The sequence below is a fragment of the Streptomyces sp. 1331.2 genome, from assembly GCF_900199205.1.
In the GTDB taxonomy this organism is placed as follows: domain Bacteria; phylum Actinomycetota; class Actinomycetes; order Streptomycetales; family Streptomycetaceae; genus Kitasatospora.
Window position 1 is genome coordinate 135499 of the sequence record NZ_OBMJ01000001.1, and the last position, 21593, is coordinate 157091.

15 protein-coding genes and 1 pseudogene are annotated in these 21593 nt (G+C 75.5%); 5 read left to right on the forward strand and 11 right to left on the reverse strand.

The genetic code is table 11. From position 1 onward, the window contains the following. Positions 1-13: 13 nt before the first annotated feature. The 3 genes from CRP52_RS00705 (at position 14) to CRP52_RS00715 (ending at position 1929) form a co-directional block, all read left to right on the forward strand. Positions 14-355 carry an ArsR/SmtB family transcription factor gene (locus tag CRP52_RS00705; protein ID WP_257032208.1) on the forward strand — a complete coding sequence of 114 codons (342 nt, stop codon included), beginning with the start codon at positions 14-16 and terminating at the stop codon, positions 353-355. 69 nt (positions 356-424) lie between these two features. Further along, positions 425-1432, forward strand: a complete 1008-nt coding sequence (locus CRP52_RS00710) for a phosphotransferase family protein (RefSeq protein WP_097234557.1) — start codon at positions 425-427, stop codon at positions 1430-1432. Positions 1433-1569: 137 nt separating this feature from the next. Beyond that, on the forward strand, positions 1570-1929 hold the full coding sequence (locus tag CRP52_RS00715; RefSeq protein WP_097234558.1) for a hypothetical protein: 360 nt from the start codon (positions 1570-1572) through the stop codon (positions 1927-1929). A 125-nt stretch (positions 1930-2054) separates the two neighbouring features. On the opposite strand, the gene tpx is transcribed toward CRP52_RS00715, so the two are convergent. From tpx to CRP52_RS00735, 4 genes are all read right to left on the reverse strand, one after another. Then, entirely contained in the window at positions 2055-2555 is a 501-nt protein-coding gene (gene tpx, locus CRP52_RS00720) for a thiol peroxidase (protein ID WP_097234559.1), read from the reverse strand. A gap of 130 nt (positions 2556-2685) precedes the next feature. Further along, entirely contained in the window at positions 2686-3867 is a 1182-nt protein-coding gene (locus CRP52_RS00725; protein ID WP_097234560.1) for an SGNH/GDSL hydrolase family protein, read from the reverse strand. 56 nt (positions 3868-3923) lie between these two features. Continuing rightward, on the reverse strand, positions 3924-4502 hold the full coding sequence (locus CRP52_RS00730; RefSeq protein ID WP_097234561.1) for a TetR/AcrR family transcriptional regulator: 579 nt from the start codon (positions 4500-4502) through the stop codon (positions 3924-3926). 167 nt (positions 4503-4669) lie between these two features. Continuing rightward, positions 4670-5365, reverse strand: a complete 696-nt coding sequence (locus CRP52_RS00735) for a polysaccharide deacetylase family protein (protein WP_097234562.1) — start codon at positions 5363-5365, stop codon at positions 4670-4672. Positions 5366-5440: 75 nt separating this feature from the next. Between CRP52_RS00735 and CRP52_RS00740 the strand changes: the two are divergent. Together CRP52_RS00740 and CRP52_RS00745 are read left to right on the forward strand one after the other, a co-directional pair. Further along, positions 5441-5713 (forward strand): annotated as a pseudogene (locus CRP52_RS00740) (hypothetical protein); the annotation flags it as partial. A gap of 109 nt (positions 5714-5822) precedes the next feature. Beyond that, positions 5823-6788 (forward strand): molybdopterin-dependent oxidoreductase, encoded by a 966-nt coding sequence (locus tag CRP52_RS00745; protein ID WP_097234563.1) that lies wholly within the window; start codon positions 5823-5825, stop codon positions 6786-6788. Between the two features lie 102 nt (positions 6789-6890). On the opposite strand, the gene CRP52_RS00750 is transcribed toward CRP52_RS00745, so the two are convergent. From CRP52_RS00750 to CRP52_RS00780, 7 genes are all read right to left on the reverse strand, one after another. Next, a complete protein-coding gene (locus tag CRP52_RS00750) occupies positions 6891-9734 on the reverse strand; it encodes a condensation domain-containing protein (protein WP_097234564.1) in 2844 nt (947 codons plus the stop codon). Next, positions 9731-11698 carry a non-ribosomal peptide synthetase gene (locus CRP52_RS00755; protein ID WP_097234565.1) on the reverse strand — a complete coding sequence of 656 codons (1968 nt, stop codon included), beginning with the start codon at positions 11696-11698 and terminating at the stop codon, positions 9731-9733. The genes CRP52_RS00750 and CRP52_RS00755 overlap by 4 nt, the downstream gene beginning before the upstream one ends. Positions 11699-11785: 87 nt before the next feature. Continuing rightward, positions 11786-13618, reverse strand: coding sequence for an amino acid adenylation domain-containing protein (locus CRP52_RS00760; RefSeq protein WP_097234566.1), 1833 nt, complete (start codon positions 13616-13618; stop codon positions 11786-11788). 56 nt (positions 13619-13674) lie between these two features. Then, positions 13675-16788 (reverse strand): non-ribosomal peptide synthetase, encoded by a 3114-nt coding sequence (locus CRP52_RS00765; RefSeq protein ID WP_097234567.1) that lies wholly within the window; start codon positions 16786-16788, stop codon positions 13675-13677. A 240-nt stretch (positions 16789-17028) separates the two neighbouring features. Continuing rightward, positions 17029-18363, reverse strand: a complete 1335-nt coding sequence (locus CRP52_RS00770) for a non-ribosomal peptide synthetase (protein WP_097234568.1) — start codon at positions 18361-18363, stop codon at positions 17029-17031. Positions 18364-18522: 159 nt separating this feature from the next. Beyond that, positions 18523-19887: an MFS transporter gene (locus CRP52_RS00775; protein ID WP_097234569.1), complete on the reverse strand. Its 1365-nt coding sequence runs from the start codon at positions 19885-19887 to the stop codon at positions 18523-18525. A 413-nt stretch (positions 19888-20300) separates the two neighbouring features. Further along, positions 20301-21392: a PP2C family protein-serine/threonine phosphatase gene (locus CRP52_RS00780; protein ID WP_097234570.1), complete on the reverse strand. Its 1092-nt coding sequence runs from the start codon at positions 21390-21392 to the stop codon at positions 20301-20303. Between the last annotated feature and the right edge of the window lie 201 nt (positions 21393-21593).

The window sequence follows — 21593 nt, forward strand, 5'->3', positions numbered from 1 at the left end:
GGGACGGGCGCGCGTGGCAGCACGGGTGATCGTGCACCCTGGCGTGGAGGACGTGAACGTCCAACAGGTACTGGAGGCACTGGCCGACCCGGCCCGCAGGTCGGTGGTGCGCACGCTCGCCCACTCGGGCGCTGACCTCAGCTGTGGCTCCTTCGACCTGCCGGTCGGACGCTCGACCTCCAGCCACCACTTCACCGTGCTCCGGGAAGCCGGCCTGCTGCGCCAGTACTACGTCGGCACCACCAAGATGAACGCCCTGCGCACCGAGGAACTCGAAGACCGCTTCCCCGGACTGCTCACGGCGGTGGTGGCCGCCGCGGACGCCGAAGCCCGCCAACTCCCCGGCCGGGCCTGACACATCACCGGCCGCACGGAGGGGCCAGGCCGGGGGCGGGCGCGGGTCGGGGACGTAGGCTGTCGGTCCATGATCGGTAACGACGACGGCAGCAGCGGCAGCGGCAGCACCAGTAGCGAGGGCGGCGACTCCGGCGAGGGGTGGGCCGCCACCCGGCGGTGGGCCGAGGGGGCGCTCGCGCCCGGCGAGCGGATAGCGCGGGTGACGGCGCTCAAGGGCGGGTGGACCTCGCGGATGCGCCGTCTGGACATCGAAGGCCCCGGCGGCGCACCCCCGTACACGCTGGTGCTGCGCTCCTTCGTCATGCCCTTCTACCGCCGCCACGCCCCTGCCATGCTGGCCCGCGAGGCCGACGTTCTGCGCCTGCTGGAGCACGTCGGGATCCCGGCCGCACGGCCGGTCGCCCTCGACGCGCAGGCGGCCCACTGCGACCACCCGTCGCTGATGATGACCCACCTGCCCGGCAGTGTGCGCCTGGCGCAGGACGAGGACGTCACCCGGCGCGCGCAGCTGCTCGCCGCCCAGCTGGCCGCCATCCACGCCCTGGAGGTCGGCGAGGACCGGCGCCCCCGCACCTGGCAGGCGTGGACCGCCCCCGACCTGGTCCGCATCCCCGCCGACACCAGCCGCCCCGGCCTGTGGGCCCGGGCGGTGGACGCGATCCGCCGCGAACCACCCGCGCACCGCCCGCACTTCCTGCACCGCGACTTCCACCCCGGCAACGTCCTGTTCACCGGCAGCGGCGCCACCCTGGCCGTCAGCGGCATCGTCGACTGGGTCGAAACCTCCTGGGGCCCGCGCGACCTCGACGTCGCCCACTGCTCCACCACCCTGGCCCTGCTCCACGGCCCCGCCGCCGGCCTGGCCTTCGCCGACCACTACCGCGCCACCGGCGCCCCGCTCGGCGACGACCGCGACCACCTGTACTGGCGGCTGCTCGACGCCCTCGCCTTCGCCCCCGACGCGGAGAAGGTCGCCACCCCCTGGCGCGAACTGGGCCGCGCCGACCTCACCCCCGCCCTCCTCACCGCCCGCCTGGAGGACTACCTCCAGGCCCTCCTCGACCGCCACTCCTGAGGCGGGTGCCCTCCCCCGCGGCGGGGGCGACACGCCGGAGGTTCACTCGCACGAGTGATTGTGACGCTGCGCGCACTAACGGACACTCAACGTATACGGAGGGCTTGAAGGGCCCTTCCGGCGCGAGGGGAGCCGTCATGTCCGCAGCCGAACTTTCCGCCTCCGAGGTGCCGCAGATCGCGAGCAGCTCGCAGTCCACCGACCAGCACCAGGGCCTCGCGATCGGCGGCAACGTCGGCGCCGTGTGGCGGGGGTGGTGGACGTGGACCCCCGGCAACGGGACGTTCAACCTCCAGATCCCGTGGAACGTCATCGGGATCGACTCGACGGTCGTCATCACGGCCTCGGAGATCGACGCCAACGGGAACCGGTTCGTCGGTGCGGCGGCCTTCCAGGTGTCGAGCATCGCCCCCGGCAACGGCGTGGTGACGTTCAAGATCAACATCGGCTGGGGCAGCCCGCTGCCGATGCGCACCGACGTCGCGGTCTTCAACTGACCACCGACCGCCGCACACCCCGGCCGCACCGGCCGGGGACCGCACCGCTCCGGTGACGACCGGTAGCACGGCGGCCCGCTCCCGTGGTGTGGGGGCGGGCCGTTGTGGTGTCGGTGCGGGGTGGGTCAGTTGAGGGCGGCGAGGGCGGCCTGGTAGTCGGGCTCGTCGGCGATCTCGGGGACGAGTTCGGTGTGCAGGACGGTGTCGTTCTCGTCGAGGACGATGACGGCGCGGGCGGTGAGGCCGGCGAGGGGGCCGTCGTTGATGGCGACGCCGTAGGTGTCGTGGAAGTCGCGCCCGCGCAGGGTGGAGAGGGTCTTGACGTTGTCCAGGCCCTCGGCGCCGCAGAAGCGGGCCTGGGCGAAGGGCAGGTCGGCGGAGATGCACAGCACGACGGTGTTCTCCAGGGCGGCGGCCTGGGTGTTGAAGGTGCGCACGGAGGTGGCGCAGGTGGGGGTGTCGATGCTGGGGAAGATGTTGAGGACCTTGCGCTGTCCGGCGAAGTCCTTGAGCGAGGTGTCCGCGAGTCCGGCGCCGACCAGCGTGAACGCGGGGGCCTGGGCGCCGGCGGCGGGCAGCGCGCCGCCGACCTGGACCGGGTTCCCCTTCAGCGTGACCTGAGCCATGAAAAGCCTCCTACCGGCGGTGTACGGGAATGCAACGCCGCCGATCCTACTGCCCGGCTCCGCCACCCCCACCGGGTGACCACCGACCGGACACCCACCCCCTACCCGCCGGCGCCCACGGCCCCTCGGATCAGGAGGGCAGTGGGCCGTCGGGGGCGAGGGCGAGGCGGGTGAAGCGGTCGGCGATGAGGCGGTGGGCCTCCGGGGAGGGGTGGACGCCGTCGGGGAGCGGGTGGGTGTGGTGGTCGGGCTCGCCGTAGAGGGCGAGGCCGTCCAGATGGTGCAGGGCGTGGTCGCCGTCGACACGGCGGTCGGCGACGATACGGGCCAGCTCCTCGCGGATCAGGGTGAGGGTGAGGCGGCCGGCCGCGCGGTCGGCAGGGTCGCCGGTGGCCCGGAAGCGGAGCGTGCCGTCGCTGAAGTCGGGGGCGAGCGGGCCGGGAGTGTCCTCCTGGATGGGGCAGAGCAGCGGGGAGACGACGAGCAGCGGTGTGGTCGGATGGCCGTCGCGGATGGTGTCCAGGAAGCCGTGGACGGCGGGGGTGAAGGCCCGCAGCCGCATCACGTCGGCGTTGACGAGGTTGATGCCGAGCTTGAGGCTGATCAGGTCGGCGGGGGTGTCGCGGATCGTCCGCGCGGTGAAGGGGTCGAGCAGGGCGCTGCCGCCGAAGCCCAGGTTGACCAGGTCGAGTCCCGCGCCGAGTGCCACCAGGGCGGGCCACGTGCCGGTCGGGTGGGCGGCGTTGGAGCCGTGGCTGATCGAACTGCCGTGGTGCACCCAGCGTTTGCGCGGGCCGGCCGCTCCGGGCGGGGCAGCGTGCAGCGGCAGGGCGTCCAGCGGGGCGTCGGTGTCGAGGGCGATCAGTTCGGTCGTCTCGGTGTGCGGGAGCCAGATCTCGACGGTCTTGTCCCGGTCCGGCAGACCGGTGAACTCCGCGTTGCCGGCGGGCCCTTCGGCCAGCTCGAAGCGGCCGGTGGCCAGGTCGACGGTGCGCAGGTTGCCGCCGGCGACGGTGTCCTGTGCGGTGAGCACGCCGTCCACGAGGAGGTCGTAGACCCCGTCGGGCACGTTCGGGACGCCGGGGTAGGCGCGTTTGGTGGGGACGGTGTGCAGGGTGATCGCGGTGGCGCGGGTGCGGAAGGCCAGGCGGACGCCGGAGGGCTGGGATTCGGCCATCGCGAGCTGGTCGTCTGGGATCCGGCGGCGGGCGCGGGCCGGGAGACGGTGCGGCAGCAGGCCGCGGCGGGTGTGCTCGACGTCGAGGTGGCCGTGCAGGAGGTCTTCGGTGACGGGGGTGGTGATCGTGGTCATGGCGCTTCTTCGGGTCGTCGTACGGGGCCGCGGACTCGCGGGGGCCGTACGGGAGTTCAGGTGGCGGTGCGGGCTCCGCCCGCGCGCAGCAGGGTGTCCAGGGAGTCGATGATCCAGTCCCAGGACTGCCGCGGGTCGACGGCGGTGTGGCTGAAGCCGCCGGCCGCTTCCAGGCTGATGTAGCCGTGGAAGACGCTGCCGAGCATGCGGACCGCGTGGGTCTGTTCGGGCTCGGTGAGGTCGTAGCCGCGCAGGATCGCCCTGGTCATCTGGGCGTGCCGGACGCCCGCACTGGCGGCGGCGGTCTCGGCGTCGAGGCGCAGGCGGGTGGCGTCGTAGCGGCCGGGGTGGCGGGCCGCGTAGTCGCGGTAGGCGTCCGCGAAGGCGCCGAGCGCGTCGCGGCCGGCGCGTCCGGCGAGGGCGTCGGCGACGAGGTCGGCGAGTTCCTCCAGGGCGTACAGGGCGATCCGGGTCCTGAGGTCCTGCGAGCTCTTGACGTGGGAGTAGAGGCTGGCGGTCTGGACGCCGAGGCGCCGGGCCAGAGCGGCGGCGGTGACCTGCTCGAATCCGACCTCGTCGGCGAGCTCGGCGCCTGCGGCGACCACGCGTTCGACGGTCAGGCCTGCCCGTGCCATGTGCTTCCTCCCGTACCGGTGTGCGGCGGCACCGGCGCTGTCACGCCGGTGCGCTACATCCAGTATGGAATTACCTAAATGGTTTAGGCAAATGGGAAAGCACTATCGGACCACCCGGCGTTCGGCCGTCCGGCGGTGCGGTCGAACGGCCGAACGGTCGAACGGCCTCAGCGGCACAGGGTGGCGAAGCCGTACCCGCGCGCCTTGAGGGTGGAGATGATCGCCGGCAGCGCCGCCACCGTCTGACTGCGGTCACCGCCGCCGTCGTGCAGCAGGATCACCGACCCCGGGCGGACGCCGTTCAGCACCCGCGACCGGATGGCGGCCGTCCCCGGCCGGGACCAGTCCGCTGGGTCCACCGACCAGAGCACCACCTGCTTGCCGAGCGCCGCCGCGTGCGAGCGCACCGTGCCGTTGACCGCGCCGTACGGCGGGCGCAGGCAGTTCGGGGTGCGGCCGGTGCTGGCGCGGATCGCCCGGTCCGTGTTCGCCACTTGCGCGTCCAGGGCGGCGCCGGAGAGCCTGCGCAGGTCGGGGTGCGACCAGGAGTGGTTCTGCACGCTGTGGCCCTGGCGGGCGACCTGCGCGGTGAGCAAGGGATGGGCCTCGACGTTCTGCCCGATCTCGAAGAAGGTCGCCTGCACCCCGTAACGGGCCAGCGTCGCCAGGACCTTGGGCGTGTAGGCGGGGCTCGGGCCGTCGTCGAAGGTGAGGTAGACGACCTTGCCACCCGCCCCGCCGGCCGCCTCCGCCGGTGCCGCGGGCAGCGAGACCGCCGCTCCCGCCGCCAGGGCGACGGCGAGCGCGCCGACCGCCGTCCGGAGCCCTCCAACTGCCCTGCGCCTGCCGGTTCGTACGGACATGCCTGCCCCCTCGCGGGTCGGGACTGCGGTACACCGGCCAGTCTGCTCCGACGACTTGGCCGCCGCGACCCGCCGGGCGGCGGAGGCGGGCCGATTCGGCCAGCCATCCGGCGGGTTGACCGGACACCGCGAAGGGGCTTCCGCGCCGCCCTGCGCACCGCCCCCCGGCCCGACGTCGTGGCGGCCCTGACCGACGGTCAGACCCCGTGGCCGTCCGCCCCACCGCCCTGCCGCACGGTCGTCGGCCTCTTCCCCCGCCCCGGCCACCACGACGAGGGCGCCGCGGAGGACCCGGACTACCGGCCGGAATCGCCGCCGGAGTGGGCCCGGGTGGTCACCATCGGATGAGCGGGTGGCCGACCGCCCGGGGCCCTTCTCCGGGCGTTGTCAGTCCCTCCTTGTACTGTCGATCGCACACGACGGCAAGAACGGCACGTTCGACACGGGGGCACGACACATGATCAGGACCGATCCGGAGACACCCGACCTCTTCCTCACCCCGGTCGACGAGGTCTTCGTCCGCAACCACCTCGGACCGCACCCGCGGCTCGACCGCGCGACCTGGTCGCTCACCGTCGAGGGCCTGGTGGAACGGCCGCTGCGGCTGGACTTCCCAGCCGTCCAGGCCCTGCCGCAGGTCCGCCTCACGGCCGTCCACGAGTGCTTCGGCAACCCGCTGCGCCCCACCGTGCCGACCCGTGCCGTCACCAACCTGGAGTGGGCCGGAGTCCCGCTCGCCGCCGTGCTGGAGCTCGCCGGTCCGCTCCCGCAGGCCCGGCACGTCTGGCTGGAGGGTGCGGACACGGGGGACTTCGCGGGCGAGAGCGGCCTGAGCTACCTCAAGGACCTGCCACTCGACCAGGCGAGCAGCGAGGTCGTCCTCGCCCACACCATGAACGGCGAGCCGCTGCGCCCCGACCACGGCTACCCGCTGCGGGCGGTGGCGCCCCGGATGTTCGGCACCAACTCGGTCAAGTGGCTGAGCCGGATCGTGCTGGCCGCCGACCGCCCCGACCACGTCTTCACCACCCGCCTCTACACCCGCGTCCTGCCCGGCGAGTACGAGGCGCGGCCGGTCCGCGAGAAGGACGTCAGCAGCAAGCTGCTCACCCCGGGCGACGGAAGCTCCGTCCCGGCCGGCAGCTGCGAACTGGCCGGCTACGCCTGGAGCTCCACCGAGGTGACGTCGGTCGAGATCGCCGTGGACGACGCCGACTGGCAGCCTGCCACCCTGGACCGGCGCGGCCCGGACCCGGCCTGGCAGCGCTTCCGCCTCCGCCACGACCTCGCCCCGGGCCCGCACCGCATCCGCTGCCGGGCGACCGACTCCGCCGGCCGCGTCCAGCCGCTCACCGGCGACCGGAACGCCGTCCACGAGATCCACGTCCTCGCCGAGCCGAGCGCGATACCGGGTGGGCACTGACCACGGGACGGGCGAGTACCCGGCCGGCAGCTGCGGCAGCCGGGCGGAGGGGTCCGGTGGACGGCGGACCCCTCCGCCCGGCGCGGGTCGGCTCGGGTCGGTTCAGCCGACCATGGCCGCCAGGACGGTGCGCCAGTCCTCGCCCGGTTCGGGGGTGAGCGGGCCGGCCAGGGTCTCGGACCGGTAGCGCCAGGGGCGGCGCAGTTCCTGTTCGGCGTCGGGGCCGACGCTCAGCGGGCTGGCGGAGCCGAGCAGCCGGACCAGTTCGGCCGTGAACTCCGCCCAGGACACGTGTCCGCTCACCGCGTTGACGATCCGCCCGGCCGCCGGGTGGTCCGGTACGGCGCAGGCCGCGAGCGCGCGGGCCAGGGCCGCGGCGTGGACCCAGGAGGCGCCGTACCAGGCCCCCTCGGAGACCTCCGGCAGGCCGATCGGCCGGCCGGCCAGCGCGGCCTGGTAGAGGTCGCCGGTGGGGCCCCAGCGAAGCTGGTCGCGCAGCCGGTGGTGCGGGCCCCAGACGATCGGGGCGCGGACGGCGGTGACCGGCCCACGGCCGGGGCCGCGGCCGGCGGCCTCGAACAGCATCCGCTCGCAGTCCAGCTTGGCCTGCCCGTACGGGGTGACCGCCGGACCGCTCGGTCCGCCCTCGGGGACCTCGGTGTCCGCCGGTCGGCCGTACGCGTCGATGCTGCTGACGAAGACGAACGGCCCGCCCCGCCAGCCGTCGAGCAGCGTGCGCATCGCGGCGAGGTCGGTGGCGTGGTCGGTGAAGGTGCAGGCGGAGTGGATGACGGCGTCCACGTCCTGCACTGCGCGCCGCAGGCTGTCCGGGTCGGCGAGGTCGCCTTCCGCCAGTTCGGCGCCGTTCAGGGCGGGCAGGTGCGCCGACTCGGGCCGGACCAGGACGCGGACCGGCCGGCCCTGGGCCATCAGTTCCTGCAGGACGGCCGCGCCAACGCCGCCGGTGGCCCCGGTGAGCAGCACGGTGCCGGTGCGGGTGCCGCCGCGGGCGTGGGTGCGCGGGTGGGCGCCGGTGCGGGAGAGGGCGGCGCGGCGCTCGTCCTCGCGGGTGGCGAGCAGGGCGGCGAGGGCGCGCGGGGTGCGCCGCTCCAGGACGTCGAGGCCGGTGAGCGGCAGTCCGATCCGGGTGCGCAGGCGTTCGGCGAGCTGGACGGCGATCAGGGAGTGGCCGCCGAGGGCGAAGAAGTCGCCGTCGGCGGGCGGTGTGGTGCCCAGCAGTTCGCCGAAGGCCTCCCGGACGGTGTCCACCGGACCGCTCGGCGGATTTCCGCCCCCGTGCGCCGCGGCGCCGGGCAGCCGGCCGTGGTCGGGGGTGCCGTCGGGGTGCCGGGGGATCCGGTCCACCAGCGTGACCGCGTCCGGGAGTTCGGCGGCCGGGAGGCGACGGCGCAGGGCGGCCCGCAGCTGGGCGCCGTTCGGGGCGACGGGTCCGCGCACCACCGCGTAGGCGAGCGGCGGGCCGTCGGCGGTTTCGACCACGGCTGCCTCGGCCACGCCCGGCTCGGCCGACAGGCCCTCCACCACCGGGTGCCGGGCGGCGACCAGCAGGCTTCCGGGCAGCTCCGAGATCCGCTGCTCCGGGTCGGCGGCCACGGCCGTGAGCAGGGCGGCGAAGGCGTCGAGCAGCTGCCCGGCGGTGGTCTCGTCCAGTGTGTCCCGGTCGTGCTGGACCAGGCAGCGCGGCTCCGGGCCGTCCTCCAGGAGCAGCGCCAGCCCGAACTTGGCGAGCCCCAGGTCGAGTTCCACGTTCTCGGAGTCGAGGCCGGGCAGCGTGAGCGGCGCGACGGGATGGACGAGGTCGCAGGTGACCGAGAGCAGCGGGGTGCCGTCCGCGCCGCGGGCGGCCGCGCCGAGCCGTTCGACCACCAGGTCGAAGGGCACCTCGTGGTGCTGCTGCGCGTCGAGCAGCCGGCCGCGCACGTCCGCCAGCAGTTCGGCGAACGATGCGTCCTCGGCCGAATCGACGCGTACCGCAAGGGTGTTGACCGCGAGGCCGACGGTGCGCCGCAGTTCGGGCCGGGCGCGGTGGCCGCTGGCGCAGCCGAGGACGAGGTCGCTCTGCCCGCAGGCCGTCCGCAGGGTGGCGAACGCGGCGGCCAGCACGACGGTGAACAGTGTGGCGCCGTGCCGGGCGCCGAGGCTGCGCAGGCCGGCCACCACGGCGGGGTCCAGCGGGGCGGCGTGCAGCGCCGCCCGGCGTTCGCGGGCGCCGGGCGGGACGGGGCGCAGCAGCGCCGGCGGGCGGGCGCCGGCCAGTCGGGCGGCGAGGGTGTCGGCGGCAGCCGTGAGTTCGGGGTCGCGGGCGCGTTCCCGGCGGGCGTACTCGGCGTACGGCGGTCCGGGCGGCGCGAGTTGCGGCTCGGCGCCGTCGCGTGCGGCGGCGTAGAGCGCGGCGAGGTCGGCGGCCAGGACGGGCAGGGATCCGCCGTCGACGGCGATGTGATGGATCGTCAGCATCAGCGTGTGGTCCTCCGGGCCGCGCCGCAGCAGCAGGGCGCGCAGCACCGGCCCCGCGGCAAGGTCGAAGGGGCGGGCGGCTTCGGCGGTGAGCCGTTCGGTGGCCGCCTGGTCCGTCTCGGCGTCCAGGACCGGCAGCGGCACCGGGGCGGCCGGGACGGTCTGCTGGTACGGCTGTCCGTCGCGGCTCGGGTAGCGGGTGCGCAGGACGGCGTGCCGCTCGGTGAGCGCGGTGATCGCGGCGGCGAGCGCGGCGTGGTCGAGCGGGCCGCGCAGGCGGGTGGCGATCGGGACGTTGTAGAGGGCGCCGCCCTGGCCGAGGTGGTCCATCAGCCACATCCGCTGCTGGGCGTGGGAGAGCGGGGCCGGGCCATCGGGCGCGGCCGGGTGCTCGGGCGGCGCGGCGACGGCGGCGCCCCGGCGGCTGCGGGCGCGGCGCAGCAGGTCGGCCTGGTCGACGGCGGTCATCGGGCGCCCTCCGGGCGGTCGTGGCCACCCGGACCCACAGGTCCGTCCGGTTCCTCGGGCCCGCCCGGGTCGTCGGCGTCACGCAGGGCCTGTTCCAGCAGTTCTGCCTGCCGGGCGACGGTGGGGTGGGCGAGGAAGTCGGCGAGCGACAGGTCGACCCCGAGGTCCTGGCACAGGTCGTCGACGACCCACATGGCGAGCAGTGAGTGCCCGCCCTCGGCGAGGAAGTCGGCGGCGGGGTCGGTGATCGGGCGTTCCAGGGCGCGGCTCCAGGCCTCGGCGACGACCTGCTGGATCGGGCTGAGCGTGCCGGCCGTGGCGGGGTGCGGGGCGATCGCGTCGGCGACTGCACCGTCGAGGGTCGCGCCGGCGGTGGCCAGTGCCCGTCGGTCCGCCTTGCCGCTGGTGGTCAGCGGCAGTGCGTCGAGGACGGTCCAGGCGGTGGGCACCAGGTGGGCGGGCAGCCGCTCGGCGAGCCGGTCGCGCAGGGTCTCGACGGCCGGGGTGGCGCCTTCGGCGAGGACGAGGCAGGCGGTGAGGGCGGCGTCGGCCTGTCCGGCCCGGCGGACCACGACCACGGCCTCGGCGACCTCGGGGAGTTGCAGCAGCGCGTGCTCGATCTCGCCGGGTTCGATCCGGAAGCCGCGCACCTTGACCTGATCGTCCGTCCGGCCGTGGAACTCCAGTGTGCCGTCCGGCAGTTGGCGGACCAGGTCGCCGCTGCGGTAGGCCCGGCCGGTGCCCGGCAGCTCGCGGAAGCGTTCGGCGGTCATTTCGGGCCGGTTGAGGTAGCCGAGGGCCAAGCGCTCCCCCGCGATCCACAGTTCGCCGACCGTGCCCGCCGGCACCGGAGCGAGCTGCTCGTCCAGGACCAGCACGCGGGCTCCGCCGAACGGCCGGCCGATCGGGATCGGGCCGGTGCAGTCGGCCTGGGTGACCCGGTGCAGGGTGGTGAAGGTGGTGGCCTCGGTCGGCCCGTAGACGTTGACCAGTTCGAGCCAGGGGAAGGCCCGCAGGACCGCGCCCGCGTGCTCGGGCGCCAGCACCTCGCCTCCGACGGCCAGGGTTCGCAGCACCCCGAAGATCCGCGACTGACGGGCGGCCAGGTGGTGGAAGAGGGCGCTGGTGAGCATCAGGGTGGTGACGCCGAACCGTTCGACGTCGCGGACGAGCTCCTCGGCGGTGGGCCGGTCGGCCGGGGAGACGGCGACGGCGGCGCCGCGGGCCAGCGGAGCCCACAGCTCGAAGGTGGAGGCGTCGAAGGTCACGGCGGAGTGGAAGAGCACCCGGTCGCGCGGGCCGACCGCGATGGCGTCCGGGGCGGTGACCAGGTCGGTCACGGCGCCGTGCGGGACGAGCACGCCCTTGGCCCGGCCGGTGGAGCCGGAGGTGTAGAAGACCAGGGCGGGCGCGGCCGGGTCGGCGGCGTCGGGTGCCACCGGCCCGGTCTCGTCGGTGCCCTGCTCGGTCAGGACGAGGGTCTGCTCCTCGGTCAGTCCGGCCTCGGCGAGCAGGGCCTTGTCGCCGAGGACGAGCCGGGCGCCGGCGTCCGAGGTCATCTCGGCGATCCGCGGTCGCGGGTAGGCCGGGTCCAGCGGGAGGACGTGGCCGCCGGCCCGCCAGATCGCGAGCTGGGCGACGACCAGGCGGGTGGAGCGGGCGCAGAGCAGGCCGACGGCGCTGCCGGGGCCGATCCCCCGGGCGGCCAGGACGGCGGCCAACCGCCCGGCGGCGTCGAGGAGTTCGCGGTAGGTGAGGACGGTGGCGCCGTCGGTCACGGCGAGCGCGTCGGGCTGCTGTTCGGCCTGCCGGGCGATCAGCGCGGGCAGGGTGGCCGGGGGCATGGCTGCGGTGGGCGCGGCTGCAGTGGGCAGGCTCGCGGTGGGCACGGCTGCAGCGGGCTGCGTCGTGCCCGGCGGGGCGGCACCGGGCTGGGTCGCGGTGAGCCGGGTCGCGGTGGTCATGGCGTTCGTTCCCTTCCGGGCGCCCCGGCGGTGTGGGCCGGGGCGCCGTGCTGAGGAGGTGCGGGCTGGGGCAGGAAACGCCCCACGTCAGGCGGTCGTGGTCAGGGCGTCGACCCGCTCCTCGACCAGTCGGGCGAGGGCCCGCAGGTCCGGCTGGCGCAGTACGAGGGGCGCGCGCAGCCGGATCCCGTACTCGCTCTGCAGCGCTTCCAGCAGCCGGGCGGCGGCGAGCGAATTGCCGCCCGAGGCCAGGAAGTTGTCCGTGGGCACGAGGTCGGCGCGGCCGATCAGCTCGCGGCAGAGCTTGAGTACGGTGCGCTCGACCGGGGTGTCGCCGTCCTCCCCCGCGGGCTGCGGCGGCTCGGCGGCGAGCAGCGCGGCGCGGTCCACCTTGCCGTTGGCGTCCAGCGGGTAGCGGTCCACCAGCCGGACGGCCGAGGGCACCGCCTGCTCGGGCAGCCAGGGCCGGACGGCGTCGAGCAGTCGCGCCGGGTCGGCGCCTGCGTCGACGCCGCCGCCCTCGCCGCCGCCCTCGCCCTCGCCCTCGCCCTCGTCCGAGCCGTCGAGCTGGACGAAGGCGAGCAGCCGGACGCCGCCGGCCGGCGCCTGCTCGGCGGCGACCACCGCCCGGCGCACCCGCGGGTCGCGCTCGAACGCGGCCTCGACCTCGCCGGGTTCGATCCGTACGCCGCTGATCTTGACCTGGTCGTCCAGCCGGCCCTGGAACTCCAGCAGCCCGTCGGCGCGCATGAGGACCCGGTCGCCGGTGCGGTAGACCCGGTCGGTGCCGTCGACGCCCTCCGGCGCGCCGACGAAGCGGCGGGCGGTCAGCTCCGGGTCGAGGTACCCGGCGGCCAGGCCCCGGCCGCCGATCCGCAGCTCGCCGGGGACGCCGCGCGGCACCGGTCGGCCGTCCTGGTCGGTGACCAGCACGATCGCGCCGGGGATGGGCCGTCCGATCGGCGGGGCGCCGGCCCCGTGGTCGCCGCCGGGGGCCATGGTGTGCACGGTGGTGACGACGGTGGCCTCGGCGGGGCCGTAGGCGTTGTGGACGGTAGCGGTGACGTCGGGCCCGGGGGCGCGGCGCAGCCGGTCGCCGCCGATCATGAGGTGGCGCAGTGCCAGCCCGGTGGGCCAGGGCTTTCCGAGGACGGGCTCGGCGAGCGGGGTGGGCAGCACGGACACGGTGATGCCGGCCTCGCGCCACCAGTCGGTGAGCGCGCCGGTGTCCCAGCGGACGGCCTCGGGGGCGACGACCAGGGCGGCGCCGGCGGTGAGGGGGGCCCACAGGTCCTGCAGGTGCGGGTCGAAGGCGACCCCGATCAGCAGGCTGTGCCGCGAGCCGGGGCCGAGGCCGGTCAGTTCGCGGTACCAGTGCAGCAGGGCGCCGAGCGCGGGTTCGGTGACGGCGACGGCCTTCGGGGTGCCGGTGGAGCCGGAGGTGAGCACCGCGTAGTGGGTGCCGGCCGGGACGCGCACCTGCTCGCCGGGGGTGAGGGCGGCGACCACGCCCCCGGTGGGCAGGTCCAGCGGCAGGCGCTCGCCGCCCGGCGGCAGCAGGTCGGGTGCGCCGACCAGGCAGACCGGGCGGAGCTGCTCGGCGACGGCCCGCAGCCGGCGCTCGCCGGGGCGCGGGCCGAGTGGCAGGTGGACGGCGCCGAGCTTGGCGGCGGCCAGGGTGACGGCCACCAGTGACACCGAGTGGCCGAGGCAGACGCCGAGCAGGTCGCCGGGGCCGACCTTGCCGCGCAGGGTCTGGGCGACGCTGTCGGCGAGGCGGTCGAGTTCGGCGTAGCTGTGGACGTGCTCGCCGTCGATCAGGGCGGGGGCGTCCGGGGTGCGGTGCACCCAGGTGGTGAAGAGGTCGAGGACTGCGCCGTCCCGGTGCGGACGGCCGTACCCGATGCTGAGGGCTTCCATCGTGGTCTCCAGGGTTCGTGATGTTCCGTCAGGTCCGCCGGTTCCCGTCACCGGGTTCACTTCCGGCCGGTGAGGGCGCGGGCCTGGTCGGCCAGGACGGCGTGCCGGAACAGGGTGCGCAGCGGCGGGCGGCTGCCGAGGTGCGGTTCCAGGTGGGCGGCGAGCTGGGCGGCGAGCAGGGAGTGGCCGCCGACCTCGAAGAAGTGGGAGTCGGCGGTGAAGCGGTCGTGGCCGAGGACCTGGCGCCAGGCGGCGGCGATCAGCTCCTGGCCGGGGTCGGCGAAGGCGCTCCGCTCCTCGGCGGTCTCCTCGCCCGCGGCCGTCTCGGCGCTCGCGTCCGCCAGCCGGGTGAGCGCGGCACGGTCGGGCTTGCCGCCGGGCAGGGTGGGCATCGCCGGGACGGCCGTCCAGCTCGCCGGGACGAGTCCGCCGGGCAGTCGGCGGGCGAGCGCGTCGTGCAGGGCGGCCTGGTCGGGGCGCTCGGCTCCTTCCAGGAAGCCGACCAGGCGGGGGCCGGTCCGCGGGTCGGTGTGCAGCACCACGGCGCAGGAGCGGCCGCCGAGTTCGGCGGAGGCCGCGGCCTCGATCTCCTCCAACTCGATCCGGTGGCCGCGGAGTTTGACCTGGTTGTCGGCGCGGCCGAGGAAGCGCAGCCGCCCGTTCAGGTCGCGGTAGCCGCGGTCGCCGGTGCGGTAGACGCGGGCGCCGCCGAGTGCGGGGACGGTGACGAAGCGGGCGGCGGTCGGGTCCGGCAGGCCCAGGTAGCCCTCGGCCACCATGGCTCCGCCGACGGCGAGTTCGCCGACGCAGCCGGCCGGCAGCGGGTGCAGCGTCTCGTCCAGGACGTACGTGCGCACGCCGTCGAGTTCGGTGCCGAGCGGGATCTCGCCGTCCTCGGCGACATCGGCGGCGGTCACCTCGTGGACGGTGGAGGTGACGGTGGCCTCGGTGACGCCGTAGGCGTTCAGCACGGTGGTGGCCCCGGTGAGCCCGGCGAGCGCCCGGGCGGGCAGGCGCTCGCCGCCGAGGACGAGCAGCCGGGGTGTCCAGCGGCCGTCGCGCAGCGCCTCGCGCAGGTCCTCGCGGACGGCGAGCAGGTAGCTGGTCGGCAGGTTGGCGACGGTGACGCCGCGGGCGGCCAGGACGGCCACCAGCTCGGGACCGGTGGGCACTTCGCGCTGCGGCACGACCAGGGCGGCCCCGGCGGCGAGCGCGGGCAGCACCTCCTCCAGCGCCACGTCGAAGGACGGCCGGGCGAACAGCAGCACCCGGTCGGCGGGGGTGAGTGCGTAGCGGGCGGCGATCGCGGCGACGTATCCGGCGAGGGCCGAGCGGCCGACCAGGACGGGCTTGGGCACGCCGGTGGAGCCGGAGGTGTGGATCAGGTAGGCGGCGCCGTCCAGGGTGGCGGCGGGCTCGGCCTGCGGGAAGGCGGGGCCGTCCAGCAGGGCCGGGGTGACGGCCCCGGCGGGCAGCGCGAGCGCGCTCTGCCGGGTGGCCAGTACCAGGGCGGGGCGCAGGCGCTCCAGCAGCAGTGCGAGCCGGGCGGCCGGGTCCTCGCCGGACAGCGGCGCGTAGACGGCGCCGTGGCGCAGGCAGGCGAGCAATGCGACCACGCTGTCCGCGCCGCGCGGCAGCACGGTGGCCACCGGCTGGCCGGGCGCGACCCCGGCGGCGCGCAGCCGTTCGACCAACTCGGTGACGCGGCGGTCGAGTTCGCCGTAGCTGATCCGTTCGGTGCCGGCCAGCAGGGCGAGCGCGGTCGGGTCGTGGGCGGCGGCCGGGTCGAGCAGGGCGGGGGCGGGCGTTTCGGTGGCGGGGGCGTCGGCGGGCGGTACGGCGTCGCCCGCGGGGGCCAGCGCGGCGATCGGCGCCTGCGGGCGGTCCAGGTAGCAGCGCAGCAGCTCCAGCAGCCGCTCGGACAGCAGCACCGCCTCGGACTCGCCGAACAGGTCGGCGTCGTAGTCCCAGACCAGGGTCATCCCGGCGGCGCCGTGCTTCCGGCCGACCACCCGGCGGTCGTCGGGCAGCAGCACCAGGTCGAGGTCGAAGCGGGTGGTGCCGGTGTTGAAGCCCTCGTACAGCGAGACCTCCAGCCCGGGCGCCTGGACGTCCGGCAGTGCCGCGTCGTGTGCGCTGAACATGACGTTGAACAGCGGGTTGTCGGCGCCGCCGGTGTGCAGGCCGAGGCGGCGGGTCAACTCCTGTACCGGCAGGTCCTGGTGGGGCAGCGCGCGAAGCAGGACGTCGGTCGCCTCGTCCACGGCCTCGGTCCCGGAGACCGCCGGGTCGAGCCGCAGGCGCAGCGGCACGGTGTTCACGAACATGCCGACGGTGCCCTCGTAGCCCTCGGGCCGGTTGCCGACGGCGGTGCCGATCACCAGCTCGCGGTGCCCGCCGTGCCGGCGCAGCAGCTCGGCGAACAGGGCGAGCAGGGTGCTGAACGGGGTGTGGCCGTCCGCGGTGCTGCGCTCGCGCAGCCGCGTGGCCAGGTCGGCGCCGATCGCCTGGCGCAGCTGCCCGCCGTGGTGGCGGCGCTCGGTGCCGGGCCGGGCCAGCCCGGGCAGCGTGACCTCGCGCGGCGCGTCGGCCAACTCCCGGGTCCAGAAGTCGAGTCCGCGGTCCCGCGGGAGGTCGGCGGCGGCGCGCGCGTGCTCCTCGTACGAAGGGGCGACGGGCAGCTCGTACGACTCGCCGAGGACCTGGGCGCGGTAGACGGTGAACAGGTCGCGCAGCAGGATCGCGAAGGAGTGGCCGTCGTGGACGAGGTGGTGCTCGACGTGGATCAGCCGGTGGTGGTCCTCGGCGATCCGGACCAGGTGCCAGCGCAGCAGTGGCGCCCGTTCGGTGTCCAGCGGCTCCGCGGCCTCGGCGGCGAGCAGTCGGCGGAAGGCGGCCTCCGGGTCGGCCTCGGCGCCGAAGTCGCTGTGGCGCAGCTCCGGTTGGCAGTTCTCGGCGACCCGCTGGCCGGGCAGGCCCTCCGCGCTGGGTACCAACTCCAGCCGCAGGCCCGGGTGGTGGGCCAGGACGGCGGCCAGTCCGGTGTGCAGCGCCTCGCGGTCGAGGGTGCCCCACAGGTCGAGGACGGCGGTGAAGTTGTAGGCGCGGCTGCCCGGCAGCATCTGTTCGTGCAGCCAGACGATCTCCTGTGACGGAGAGAGTGCGAACATGGACGGCTCCCTTGTGTGGTGGACTTGTCGGCACCGCGGTGGCCGGTGGCGGGCGTGGGGTGGTCCCGCTCCGTCCGGTGGGGCCGGACCGGCACCCGGGGTGCGGGTGCGGCCGGGAAGGTGCTGGATCCGGAAGGGCGGATCCGGTGGGGGAGTTCTGGCCTGCGGGCTCGGGCGTGGCGGGTGAGGCATCAGGGCTCGGCTGCCGTGGCTCCCACGTCCCGTTCAGGGCAGGCCGGTTCAGGCGTCGGCCGGCAGCCGTTCCGCGCCGTGCAGGTGGTGCCGCAGCAGGACGAGGAGCTCGCCGAAGGCCGCGTGGGCGTCGTCCTCGGGGAAGCGGTCGCTGTCCCAGGCGAGCCGGATCAGCAGGTCGTCGCCGTGTTCGGCGGAGACGGCGAGCGGCGCGGCGAGCGGGCGCCCGGCCAGGTGGGTCTCCCGGCCGGGGACGCCGCCGAGCACCAGCGGCGGGCGGCGCTGCAGGTCCTCCAGGGAGAGCATGGCGTCCAGCGAACCCGTCCACGGCGCGCCCGCGGTGCGGGCGGCACGGACCACCTCGTCGAACGGCGTGCCGGCATGGTCGAGGTCGTCCCACCAGGCGTCGGCGAGGGCGTCCAGGTCGGTCGCGGTGGCCGAAACGGCCGGGTGGACCAGGGTGTTGAGGAAGCAGCCGAGTGCGGCGGGCGCCCCGGGCGGTCGGCCGCCCCACGGGTAGCCGAGCGCGAGCGCCCCTCCCCCGGCCTCTGGCGGGCGCGAGCCGGATGCCCGGTACAGCCGGTGCGCGACGGCCCCGACGGCGTCCAGCAGGGCCGGGAAGACGGCGCCGCGGGCGGCGGCCCCGACGGCGGGCAGCCGCTCGGTGAGCATTCCGGTGGACGTGGCCGCACCGCCGCCCGCACCGGCCAGTCCGGCGAGCCGGCGCCCCCAGTGGGCCTGCGCGGCGGGTCCCCCGGCGGCGTCCTCGGCGGCGAGCTGGAGTTCGACGGCCTGCCGGTAGTCGGCCAGCGCCTGCGGGTCGGGCCCGGCCGCGGGCGGTGGCGTCCCGTCCTGGCGGTACGCCTCGCTCAGTTCGGCCGTGAGCACCCCGAACGACTGCTCGTCACCGGCCGCGTGGTCCAGCGCGACGGCCAGCAACTCCTCGTCACCGTCCGGATCCTGGGCCACCAGCAGGCGCAGTGCGGGCCCGTCGAGGGGCCAGTCGAGCAGGGCCCGGCGCAGGGCCTCGCGGGCCGAGCCGCCGGGTGCGGTTCCGATCCGGGCAGCGTCGATCCGGGCGACCTCGACCGAGGGGCCGCCGACCCGTAGGACCGGTGTGCCGCGTACGGTCGCGAAGCCCCCGCACAGCGCCGGGTGGCGGGCAGCGACGGTGGCGGCGGCGCGGGCCAGCCGGTCCTGGTCGAGGGTGCCGCGCGGGTAGGCGAACAGCAGCGGAACGATGTCGGACCGGCTCTGCGGGGTGAGCCTGCGGGTGATCAGGAAGCGCCGCTGGGCGCCGGTCAGCGGCAGCAGCTCCACCGGGGAGTCGGCGGCGGCGGCGCGGTACCGGGCGAGGTAGGCGGCGGTGATGCTGGCGTGCACGGGAACGGTCTCCGGTTTCCGGTCGCGGCTCGGCAGGTCTGGGTCGGCGAGGCGGTGGCTCGCCGAGGCGGTGGCTCGGTCCCGGCCTGGGCCGGTCAGGCGGTGCTTCGGTCAGGCGGTGCTTCGGTCAGGCGGTGCTTCGGTCAGGAGGCGGTTCGGTCAGGAGGCGGTGGGACGCGCAGCAGGCTCCTCGGTGGTGGCGACGCCCTCCCCGGCAGCGGCGGCCGCGCCCCCGGCGTCCGGTGCGCCACCGCCCGGCGCCCTGCCGCCCGACCCGCCGTCGAGCGGCAGGTCGCGCATCCGGCGCAGCGGGGACAGCAGCAGCGGCACCGGTACGAGCAGGAACCCGGCCGCGCAGAGCCAGAGCGCGGCGCGCGGTCCGGCCGCGTCGGCGACGAGCCCGCCGCCCAGGGCGCCGATCGGCATGGTGCCCCACACCAGGAAGCGCATGGTGGCGTTCATCCGGCCGAGCAGCTCCGGCGGGCAGACGCTCTGCCGGAAGCTCACCTGGGCGACGTTGTAGGCCACCGCGCCGAACAGCACCACCCCGGAGGCGAGGCCGAACAGCACCACGCCCGCGCCGCCGCCGGACAGCGGCCACAGCACCGCGAACGGCGCCGTCACCACCGTGGACAGCCAGATCAGCCGGGCCTGCCCGACCCACCGCGCCAGGTGCCCGGCGCACAGCGCGCCGGCCAGCCCGCCGAGGGCGGAGGCCGAGAGCAGCACGCCGATGGTGCCCGGCTCCAGGTCGAGGACCCGGACCCAGAACACCGTCTGCACGGCCATCAGGACGGCGGCGAACAGGTTGGAGACGGCGGTGGCAGTGGCGATCGCCCGCAGCAGCGGGTGGCCCAGGACGAAGCGCACGCCCGCCGCCACCTCGGCGCGCAGCGAGCGCCCGGGCTCCGGTTCCGGCCGCGGCTCGTCAACCCGGATCCGGGCGAGCAGCAGTGCGGAGGCCAGGTACCCGCAGGCGTCGGCCACGATGGCGAGCGGCGCGCCGAGCAGCTGGACCAGCCCGCCGCCGAGGCCCGGCCCGGCGATCTGGGCGGAGGAGCGGACCGTCTCCAGCGCCCCGTTGCCGCCGACCAGTTGCTCGCGCGGCAGGACGGCGGGCAGGAAGGACTGGTGGGCGACGTCGAAGAACACCGTCGCCACTCCGGTGACCAGCGCCACCAGGTAGAGCTGCGGCATGGTCAGCACGCCGAGCGCCGCCGCCGGCGGGATCGATCCCACGGCGAGGCAGCGCACCAGGTCGGCCCGGATCAGCACCGGCAGCTTGCGCATCCGGTCCAGCCACGCGCCGGCCGGCAGGCCGACCAGCAGGAAGGCGGCGGTCTCGGCGGCGGTCAGCAGTCCGACCTCGAACGGGGTGGCGTCCAGCACCACCACCGCCGCCAACGGCAACGCGACGAGGGTGACCTGACTGCCCGTCTGGGCGGTGGCGGCACCGGTCAGCAGGAGCCGGAAGTCGCGGTGGCCGAGCAGACGGGCCTGGCGGGGGCGAGGCAAATCGTTCATTGGTGCGACTCTCGGTCACCTCTTCTACACAGAGCAAACACCGGGTCCGTTTCCGGACGAGCCGCAGCTCGGCCGGATCCCGCCCCTTGGCCGACCGGCTCTTCTGCCTCCTTCACGGCCCCTTATGGACCACTCGCACCGCCCGCGAAGCCCATCGACCGAGGCGGCGACCCGTCGGACGGCCGTCCACGGCACCTCGGGCGCCGCCGGGGTGGTCCGTCCATCTCGCCGTCCGCTATTCGGACAGGTGCTTTCCGGCCACCGGACGACGGCGGTCAACTTGGCCGGATCGCACGAGGCGCCACGGCGCCGTCACCCCATCGTGATATCGGCACGATGGATGGCGACCGTCGAATGGAACCCCGACCGCCCGCTTCACCCCTTCAATCGCTCGCCGCCGAGCTCCCCCACCTTCAATCAGCCGACCGGCGGGTGATCGCGAGCACCGCCATATCGTCGTCCCGCGGCCCGCCGGTCCACCGCTCGACATCGGCCACCAACGCATCCAGCACCTGCTGCGGGCCGCCGAACGGCCCCTGCGGGCCCAGCCCCGGCACCGGGTCGTAGAACTCCCCCGCGGCGTCCCGGGCCTCGGTCACCCCGTCGGTCACCAGCAGCAGCGTGCACCCGGGCGGGAACGGCCGGCTCTCCGGCTCGGGCCGTGCCACTCCCAGCACGCCCATCATCAGCGGCAGCCCCGGATCCGCCGCATCCAGCCGCCGCACCTTCACTCCGGGGCCGCCCAGCAGGTACGGGCCGGGGTGCCCGCAGTCCAGCGTGCGCACCGTCTCCTCCCCCGGCGGGAACTCCACCAGCAGCGCCGTGATGAACCCCTCCAACCGCAGCTCCTCGCTCAGCCGGTCGACCTCCCGCAGCAGCGAGGCCTCCAGCCCGTCCGCGAGCGCGGCCAGGTCCGCGGCCCGGGAGGAGATCTCCCGGAAGGCCCCGAGCAGCACCGAGACCGCCCCCACCGCCTGCAGCCCCTTGCCCCGCACGTCCGCGATCAGCCCGCGCACGCCGTACGGGGTGACCTGCAGCGCGTACGCGTCACCGCCGATCAGCGCCTCGTCCTGGGCGGCCCGGTAGCAGGCCGCGACCGACAGCCGCCCCACCCGCCCCGGCGGCTCCGGGAGCACCGCGCGCTGCGCCGCCTCGGCCACCGACCGCACCCGTTCCAGGTGCCGCCCGTGCCGGGCCACCACCTGGTTCACCCCGACCCCGATCAGCGCCGTGAAGGCCGTGTTCACCAGCTCCAGGTAGCCGTCGCCGGTCCCGATCGACGCGTCCTGGGTGGACAGCAGCAGGATCCCGGTCACATTGGCCACGCCCACCGCGACGGTGTCCCGCAACCGCAGCAGCGCCCCGGCCAGCACCACGGCGGCCGCCAGCAGCGGATCACCCCAGTAGTCGGCCGGATCCAGCGCGTTCCACACCAGCCCGCCGACGATCAGCAACCACGGCGCGACCCGCACGTACGGCGGCCACTGCACGGACCTCGGGGCCATCGGCGACCTGGCTTCCGTCTCCCGACCATCCGGAAGGGCTTGTTCCGATCCCTCCGATCGTAGCCACGGGCGCCCGCGACCCGCATGGCGGCCGCCCCGGGGCCGTCGGCGGATACCGCCACACCGGAGCACCGGGCGAACCGGAGCACCGGGCACACCAGGCACACCTGCTCGCCAGGCGGGTCCCACGAATAATCCACA